Genomic DNA, 7,099 nt, shown 5'->3' with positions numbered 1-7,099 from the left:
GGTGTGAGCGGAGCGAGCCGGGGGGTGTGGGGGGTCGTCCCCCCTCGAAGGAGCAGGTGTGAGTGAGGCGTTGAAGAGGGTCGTGCTGGTCGACGACCACCAGATGTTCCGGACGGGCGTCAAGGCGGAGCTGGGCGGCGGCGTCGAGATCGTCGGCGAGGCCGGCGACGTGGACGAGGCGGTCGCGGTGATCCGCGCGACGCAGCCGGACGTGGTGCTGCTGGACGTCCACCTGCCCGGCGGAGGGGGCATCGAGGTGCTGCGGCGGCTGCACGGCGCCGTCCCGTCCAAGTTCCTCGCCCTGTCGGTGTCGGACGCGGCCGAGGACGTGATCGGGGTCGTGCGGGGCGGGGCGCGCGGCTACGTCACCAAGACGATCTCGGGGCCGGAGCTGACGGACGCGATCGGCCGGGTCGCGGAGGGCGACGCGGTGTTCTCGCCGCGCCTCGCCGGTTTCGTGCTGGACGCGTTCGCCGCCACCGACGTCCCGGCGGTCGACCCGGAGCTGGACCAGATCACCCAGCGGGAGCGGGAGGTGCTGCGGCTGATCGCGCGCGGCTACGCCTACAAGGAGATCGCGAAGGAGCTGTTCATCTCGGTGAAGACGGTGGAGACGCACGTGAGCAGCGTGCTGCGCAAGCTCCAGCTGTCGAACCGGCACGAGCTGTCGCGCTGGGCCGCCGCCCGCCGCCTGGTGTGACCCGATAGCTCGTGTAAGCCGTATAGCAGGCATCTCGGCTTAAACCGTTATCGGCGGCCGATACAGTCGCTGGTCATGGCATATCCACCCCCCGGACCCGGATATCCGGGTTCCCAGCCGCCCTACTCATCGCCTCCGCCTCCGCCCCCTCCGGCGCCGCCCGGCCCCGGCTACGGCTCCCCGTACCGGAACGAGTCGACCAACGGCCTGGCGGTCGCCGCCTTCATCACCGGGCTGCTCGGCTGCCTCGGCGTCCTCGGGATCATCCTCGGCGTGATCGCGCTGAGCCAGATCGGCCGGAACGGCGGACGCGGGCGCGGTCTCGCGACGGCCGGCATCGTCCTGTCCTCGCTCTGGATCGTCACGGGCATCACCGTCGGCGTCCTCGCCGCGAACAGCGACTCCTCCGACGGAGCCGGAGCCGCGCCCCGCGTGACCGGGACCAAGCCGAAGGAGGTGGACGCGCAGAAGATGAAGCTCGGCGACTGCATCAACGACAGCACGACCGCGGCCGCACCGTCCGCGACGGAGCCGGTCCAGGTCGAGAGCGTCAAGATCGTCCCTTGCACGTCGCCGCACGACGGCGAGGTGACGGCGGTCTTCCGGCTGCCCGGCACCGCGCTGCCGCCGGAGTCGCAGCTGCGGCAGATGGCCGCGGACGGCTGCAAGATCCGCACCCGGGCGAGGATCAGCCGCGATCCGGCGGCGGACGGCCTCGCGAACTCCTACTACTACCCGACCGACGAGTCGTGGCGGCAGGGTGACCGCACCGTCACCTGCGTCGCCGTGGCGGCGGACGAGGGCACGAAGCTCACCCGCCCGCTGCGCCGCTGACGTCCCCGGCGTCCGCCGGGCGGCCGGCCCGCCGCCCGGGCCCGGGACGCCCCGTTCAGCGAGAGGTTCAGCGCGAGACGTTCAGCGCGAATCGCGCATGGTGCTCACGACCATCTCGGCCACGTGCTCGACCGTCGAGACGCCGGCCTCCATCGTGGGGTTGTCGCCGCTGCACACCGCGATGAGGAAGTCGTGGCCGCCTCCGGTGACGCGGCCGACGCTGTTGACCGCCCAGCCGTTCCCCTGGTTGCGGATCGGCGCCCAGCCGTTCTTCAGCGCGACCCTGTCGCCCGGCCGGGCCGCCGCGCTCACCCCCCACGCCTGCTCGTCGATGACCGAGCCCATCAGCCCCAGGATGTACTGGCGGCCCGAGGACTTGATGGGGCTTTCGCCGGAGACCAGGTTCGTCAGCAGACGCACCTGATCGCCCGGCGTCGTGAGGGACGAACCCCACGAGGTGGGGAACGGCTTCGTCTTCTTCAGCCCGAACGCCTTGTTGGTCTTCCTGACGCCGTCGCCGTAGCCGGCCGCCGAGTACAGGACGTCCGCCGCGCCGTTGTCGCTCTCGCGGATCATCCGCCCGGCCAGCTCGCGCTGCCCCGCGCTCAGGCCGCGGTGGCCGCGCTGCCGCTGCAGGACGAGGCTCGCCAGGATGTCGACCTTGATGATGCTGGCGGTGACGAACCTGCCGTTCTCGTTCTCGCCGAAGGACAGCCCGGTGCGCAGGTCCTTCGCCATCACCCCGGCCCTTCCCGGCCGCGTCCGGAGATAGGCGCGGACGGCTTGGCGCAGCGCCCAGGCGTCGAACGGCCCGGCCTCGTCCTCACCCACGGCCGCCCCCCGCCCGGCCGTGATCGATCCGGTGGCGCCGACGGCCGCACCGCTCCTGCGCTGCGGTGCGTCCGAGGCGATCCAGTGGGCGGTGAGCCCCGCCCCGGCGGCGCCCGCGGCCAAGGCGAGCACGATGATATGACGGCGCATCGATCCCCCCGAATCCGTGCGGCCGTGGTGGCCGGAAAGCCGCTAGAGGACGCCCGGAAGGCGGGCCGGGCAGCCCGGCTCGCAGCGTTCGGCGTGCCGGGCCACCCGGCGCGCGTAGCCGGCGAACCGGCGGCGCAGCGCCGCCCGCGTGAACGGCCCGGTGCCCGGGAACCCGTCGATCTCGCCGCGCCAGCGGATCAGCGTGCCCGCCGGGCAGGGCTCCAGCGTCACGTCCGCCCGGACGCGGCGCCGCGGCGGCCCGGCCAGCGCGACGTACCCGTAGTGCCGCGGCGGGTCCCAGGCCACGACCTCCTCGCGCCACGGCGGGACGGACCGGACGGCCCCGATCCCGTTGGGGTGCTCGGTCCCGTCGGCCTCGCGCCGGGCGCGGATCCAGAAGCCGCCCCACTCGCCCCACGCCTCCGCGGCGCACAGATGCTTGAAGATCACATCCGGCGCGGCGGCGGAGGTGGCGGCCACTTCGATCTCATACGGCATGACAACCCCCGTGTTCTGTCACATGGGGTACATGCCCGATCTGCAGTTAATTACGGCTTGTGAGGGAGTGTATTTATGGTGTGACCGGAACCGGGGGTTCAGGCGGTGTCGACGACCTGGAAGGACTCGGCGAGCCGGCCCTCCGGAAGGCCCGCCGCCGCGGCGTTCGCGCTCATCCAGCCGCGCAGCATCTCCGGCAGCCCGTCGCCCATGTGCCCCGTCTGGCTCACGTGCGCGCGCAGCGCGTTCACCTTCCGCTCGAACTGGCCGGTGACGTCGACGTAGTGGTTCACGACGGGGCCGCCGCTGATCCACACCTCCCGCGCCGTCCACGCCTCCAGGCCCTCGTCGGCGAGCAGCTCCGGGAACGCGTACGGGTTGCGGGCGTCGGGGTAGACGGCGTCGAGCGCGGCCGAGCCGACCGCGCGGTGGTCGGGGTGGCTGGGGTAGATCCGCTCGTAGTTGCGCTCCGGGCTCGGCATCAGCACCCGGTCGGGCCGCACCTGCCGGATCACCCGGGCGATGTCGCGGCGCAGGCCGAGCGTCGCCTCCACCCGGCCGTCGGAGTACCCGAGGAACCGGACGTCCCCCACCCCGACGCACTTGGCCGCCGCGCGCTGCTCCTCCCGGCGCAGGGTCGCCATCTCCTCCCGGGAGATGCCGTCGTCGAAGCCGCCCGCGTCGCCGTCGGTGACCATGAGGTAGACGACCTCGATGCCCCGGTCCGTCCAGCCGGCCACCGTCCCGGCGGCGCCGAAGTCGACGTCGTCGGGGTGCGCCATCACCACGAGGATCCGCTGCATCTGACTGTCGTCCAGAACGTTGGTCACGGTTCAACGATAAGGTCCGCGGACGATCACGGCACCTCCGGAGATCAAGACGCCGCGTTGCGCGGGCCGGGCGTCAGAACGAGGTCAGCGCCGTGAGCAGGCGCTCCTGGAACGCCGCCACGTCGCTGCCCACCGCGATTCTGACCGGGCGGCGGGTGTCCTCGGCGGGCAGCGAGCGCGCGTCCCACACGGTCGTGCCGCGGGTCAGCTCGCCGCGCAGCTCCACCCGGACGGCGCGGTGGACGTACTCGCCGAGGCCCGGGTCGACGGCCAGCATCGCGGCGAGCGCGTCGTGGATGACCGCGCCCCGGCGCTTCAGCGTCGGCGTGTAGGCGTTCTCGTAGAACTTCAGGATGCGCGCGGCGAACCGGGCGACCTCGCCGTCGTGGGCGGCCAGCCGGTCGAGCCACTCGTCGTGCACGGCGGTCGGGTGCGTCGCGTCCAGCGGCACCAGCACGACCGGCCAGTCCGCCGCGAACACGAGGTCGGCGGCCTCGGGGTCGTGCCAGATGTTCGCCTCGGCGTGCGTCGTGATGTTGCCGGGGTGGCCGAACGCGCCGCCCATGACGACGACCTCGCGGACCAGCGCCGGGAGCTCGTCGTCCAGCAGCAGCGCCGCGCCCAGGTTCGTCAGCGGGCCGGTCGCCAGCAGCGTCAGCTCCCCGGGCCGCTCGCGGGCCAGCCGGACGATCTGCGCTGGCGCCGGCTCGGCCACCGGCCGCCCGGCCGGCTCGGGCAGGTGCGTGTCGCCGAGGCCGTCCGTCCCGTGCCAGTCGAGCGCGTAGTGGACGTCCTGCGCCATCGGCCGGGCCGCGCCCACCGCGACCGGCACGCCCCCGGTGATCCCCGCCGCCTCCAGCACGCGCAGCGTGTTCAGCGCGCCGGTCAGCGGGTCGATGTTGCCGTGCACCGTCCCGACGGCCGCCAGCTCCGCCTCGCCGGCCCGGACGAGGGAGGCCAGGTAGAGCAGCGTCATCGCGTCGTCGATGCCGGTGTCGCAGTCGTACAGGAACACGGGTCCCGTGTCGGCGGAGGAGCTCACGGATGCAACCTATCCGGATCCGCCGATCTCCGATTGGGCCTGGGACGCGGCGCCGCACGGGGGTAGAGCATGAGCATGCGCAAACTCATCAACGCCCCGGCGGACGTGGTCTCCGACGCGCTGCGCGGGCTGGCCGCCGCGCACCCCTCGCTGAACGTCGACCCCGGGAACGGCACCGTCGTGCGGGCGGACGCGCCCCGCGCCGGGAAGGTCGCCCTGGTGTCGGGCGGCGGGTCCGGGCACGAGCCGCTGCACGCCGGGTTCGTCGGCCCCGGCATGCTGGACGCGGCCTGCTGCGGCGAGGTGTTCACCTCGCCCGTGCCCGACCAGATCATCGCGGCGACGATGGCGGTCGACGGCGGCGCCGGCGTCCTCCACCTGGTGAAGAACTACACCGGCGACGTCATGAACTTCCAGATGGCCGCCGAGCTGGCCGAGGACGAGGACATCGAGGTCGTGTCCGTCGTCATCGACGACGACGTGGCCGTGGAGGACAGCACCTTCACCGCGGGGCGGCGGGGGACGGGCGCCACCCTGTTCGCCGAGAAGATCGCCGGTGCGCTCGCCGAGGAGGGCGCCGCCCTCGACGCCGTCGCGGCGGTGGCGCGGGAGGTGAACGAGCGCAGCCGGTCGTTCGGCGTCGCGCTGTCGCCCTGCACGGTCCCCGCCGCCGGGACGCCCACGTTCGAGCTGGGCGAGGGCGAGATGGAGCTCGGCATCGGCATCCACGGCGAGCCCGGCCGGGAACGGGTCAAGGCCGGCACGGCCGCGCAGATCGCGGACGCCTCGCTGAGCGCGATCGACGCGGACATGCCGCTCGCCGGCGCCGAGGTGCTCGTGCTGGTGAACGGGATGGGCGGCACGCCGCTCATCGAGCAGTACGTCGCCTACGCGGCGGCGGCCGAGTGGCTGGAGGGGCACGGTGCGACCGTCGTCCGCCGCCTGGTCGGGCCGTACGTGACGAGCCTGGAGATGGCCGGCTGCATGATCACCGTGTGCCGGGTGACGCCCGAGCTGACCCGGCTGTGGGACGCCCCCGTCGAGACCCCCGGGCTGCGGTGGGGCCGGTGAACGCCGCCGATCTCGCCGCCTGGATCCGGCACTCGGCCGAGCTCGTCTCCGCCGACGCCGAGCGGCTCACCCGGCTGGACGCGGCCATCGGCGACGGCGACCACGGCCACAACCTCGACCGGGGCTTCCGCGCGGCCGCCGGCGCGCTCCCGGAGGACGCCCCGCCCGGCAAGGTGCTGATCGCCGCCGGGCGGGCCATCGTGTCCAAGACCGGCGGCGCGTCCGGCCCCCTCTACGGGACGGCGCTGCGCCGCGCGGGCAAGGCGCTCGGGGACGCCGGGGACGTGGACGCCGCCGCGCTCGGCGCCGCGCTCCGCGCCGCCCTGGACGGCGTCCGCGACCTCGGGAAGGCCGCCGAGGGTGACAAGACGATGGTCGACGCGCTGGCGCCCGCCGTCGCGGCCTACGAGGCGGCGCTCGCGGACGGCGCGGACCTCGCCGGCTGCGTGCGCGCCGCCGCCGGCGCGGCGGCCAGGGGCGCCGAGGACACCGTGCCGATGCAGGCGCGCAAGGGGCGGGCCAGCTACCTGGGGCCGCGCAGCGTCGGGCACATGGACCCCGGCGCCTCGTCCACCGCCCTGCTGCTGCGCGGGCTCGCCGACGTCACGGGGGAGGGCTGAATGGTCGGCATCGTGCTCATCTCGCACAGCCCGACGCTCGCCGAGGGCGCCGCCGAGGTCGCCCGCGCGATGGGCGTCGGCAAGGCCGTCGTCGAACCCGCCGGCGGCGACTCCGAGGGCCGCCTCGGCACCAGCGTCGACCTGGTCGAGCAGGCCGTCGCCGCGGCCGACGACGGCGACGGCGTGGTGCTGCTCGCCGACCTCGGCAGCTCCGTCCTCACCGCCAGGATGCTCATCGAGGACGCCGCGGGCGGCGGCGTCCTGCTCGCCGACGCGCCGCTGGTGGAGGGCGCGGTCGCCGCCGCGTCGATGGCCGCGACGGGCGCGGACCTCGCCGCCGTCCACGCCGCCGCCGAGTCGGCCCGAGAGCACCGCAAGGTCTCCTGACGCCGGGTGCGGCTGGCCGGCCCGCGGCCCGCCGCGGGCGCCCAACCCGTGCCGGTCAGGTCGTGCAGGTCGGGTCGCGCAGGTCGGGTCGCGCCGGTCGGGTCGCGCCGGTCGGGTCGCGCAGGTCAGGTCGCGT

9 protein-coding genes are annotated in these 7,099 nt (G+C 74.2%); 5 read left to right on the top strand and 4 right to left on the bottom strand.

The window, feature by feature from the left end; genetic code table 11:
- Nucleotides 1–58 precede the first annotated feature (58 nt).
- Together ACIWVC_RS12705 and ACIWVC_RS12700 are read left to right on the top strand one after the other, a co-directional pair.
- Nucleotides 59–700, top strand: a complete 642-nt coding sequence (locus ACIWVC_RS12705; RefSeq protein ID WP_396446663.1) for a LuxR C-terminal-related transcriptional regulator — start codon at nucleotides 59–61, stop codon at nucleotides 698–700.
- A gap of 75 nt (nucleotides 701–775) precedes the next feature.
- A complete protein-coding gene (locus ACIWVC_RS12700) occupies nucleotides 776–1,534 on the top strand; it encodes a DUF4190 domain-containing protein (protein ID WP_396446662.1) in 759 nt (252 codons plus the stop codon).
- A gap of 81 nt (nucleotides 1,535–1,615) precedes the next feature.
- On the opposite strand, the gene ACIWVC_RS12695 is transcribed toward ACIWVC_RS12700, so the two are convergent.
- The 4 genes from ACIWVC_RS12695 to ACIWVC_RS12680 all read right to left on the bottom strand — a co-directional run bounded on the left by ACIWVC_RS12695 (nucleotide 1,616) and on the right by ACIWVC_RS12680 (nucleotide 4,885).
- Nucleotides 1,616–2,515 (bottom strand): serine hydrolase, encoded by a 900-nt coding sequence (locus ACIWVC_RS12695; RefSeq protein ID WP_396446661.1) that lies wholly within the window; start codon nucleotides 2,513–2,515, stop codon nucleotides 1,616–1,618.
- A 42-nt stretch (nucleotides 2,516–2,557) separates the two neighbouring features.
- The gene (locus ACIWVC_RS12690) at nucleotides 2,558–3,013 is read right to left on the bottom strand and encodes an SRPBCC family protein (protein ID WP_396446660.1); all 456 of its coding nucleotides are present in this window, start codon (nucleotides 3,011–3,013) and stop codon (nucleotides 2,558–2,560) included.
- Nucleotides 3,014–3,111: 98 nt separating this feature from the next.
- Nucleotides 3,112–3,816 (bottom strand): PIG-L deacetylase family protein, encoded by a 705-nt coding sequence (locus ACIWVC_RS12685; protein WP_396446707.1) that lies wholly within the window; start codon nucleotides 3,814–3,816, stop codon nucleotides 3,112–3,114.
- A 100-nt stretch (nucleotides 3,817–3,916) separates the two neighbouring features.
- The gene (locus ACIWVC_RS12680) at nucleotides 3,917–4,885 is read right to left on the bottom strand and encodes a nucleoside hydrolase (RefSeq protein WP_396446659.1); all 969 of its coding nucleotides are present in this window, start codon (nucleotides 4,883–4,885) and stop codon (nucleotides 3,917–3,919) included.
- Between the two features lie 75 nt (nucleotides 4,886–4,960).
- Between ACIWVC_RS12680 and dhaK the strand changes: the two genes are divergently transcribed.
- From dhaK to dhaM, 3 genes are read left to right on the top strand one after another with little or no spacing between them, the layout of a single operon-like run.
- On the top strand, nucleotides 4,961–5,956 hold the full coding sequence (dhaK, locus tag ACIWVC_RS12675) for a dihydroxyacetone kinase subunit DhaK (protein ID WP_396446657.1): 996 nt from the start codon (nucleotides 4,961–4,963) through the stop codon (nucleotides 5,954–5,956).
- Entirely contained in the window at nucleotides 5,953–6,576 is a 624-nt protein-coding gene (dhaL, locus tag ACIWVC_RS12670) for a dihydroxyacetone kinase subunit DhaL (RefSeq protein WP_396446656.1), read from the top strand. The genes dhaK and dhaL overlap by 4 nt, the downstream gene beginning before the upstream one ends.
- Nucleotides 6,577–6,963 carry a dihydroxyacetone kinase phosphoryl donor subunit DhaM gene (gene dhaM / locus ACIWVC_RS12665; RefSeq protein ID WP_396446655.1) on the top strand — a complete coding sequence of 129 codons (387 nt, stop codon included), beginning with the start codon at nucleotides 6,577–6,579 and terminating at the stop codon, nucleotides 6,961–6,963.
- Nucleotides 6,964–7,099 lie beyond the last annotated feature (136 nt).

The organism is Actinomadura sp. (assembly GCF_044508335.1).
In the GTDB taxonomy this organism is placed as follows: domain Bacteria; phylum Actinomycetota; class Actinomycetes; order Streptosporangiales; family Streptosporangiaceae; genus Spirillospora.
The sequence above is the reverse complement of the archived record's forward strand: the minus strand, read 5'-3'. Positions and strand labels throughout refer to the sequence as shown.

Bases quoted from the DNA above. Each gene is read 5' to 3' on its own strand.
- dhaM (WP_396446655.1), top strand. From the start codon at position 6,577: ATGGTCGGCATCGTGCTCATCTCGCACAGCCCGACGCTCGCCGAGGGC.
- ACIWVC_RS12700 (WP_396446662.1), top strand. From the start codon at position 776: ATGGCATATCCACCCCCCGGACCCGGATATCCGGGTTCCCAGCCGCCC.
- ACIWVC_RS12685 (WP_396446707.1), bottom strand. From the start codon at position 3,816: ATGCAGCGGATCCTCGTGGTGATGGCGCACCCCGACGACGTCGACTTC.
- ACIWVC_RS12695 (WP_396446661.1), bottom strand. From the start codon at position 2,515: ATGCGCCGTCATATCATCGTGCTCGCCTTGGCCGCGGGCGCCGCCGGG.
- ACIWVC_RS12690 (WP_396446660.1), bottom strand. From the start codon at position 3,013: ATGCCGTATGAGATCGAAGTGGCCGCCACCTCCGCCGCCGCGCCGGAT.
- dhaK (WP_396446657.1), top strand. From the start codon at position 4,961: ATGCGCAAACTCATCAACGCCCCGGCGGACGTGGTCTCCGACGCGCTG.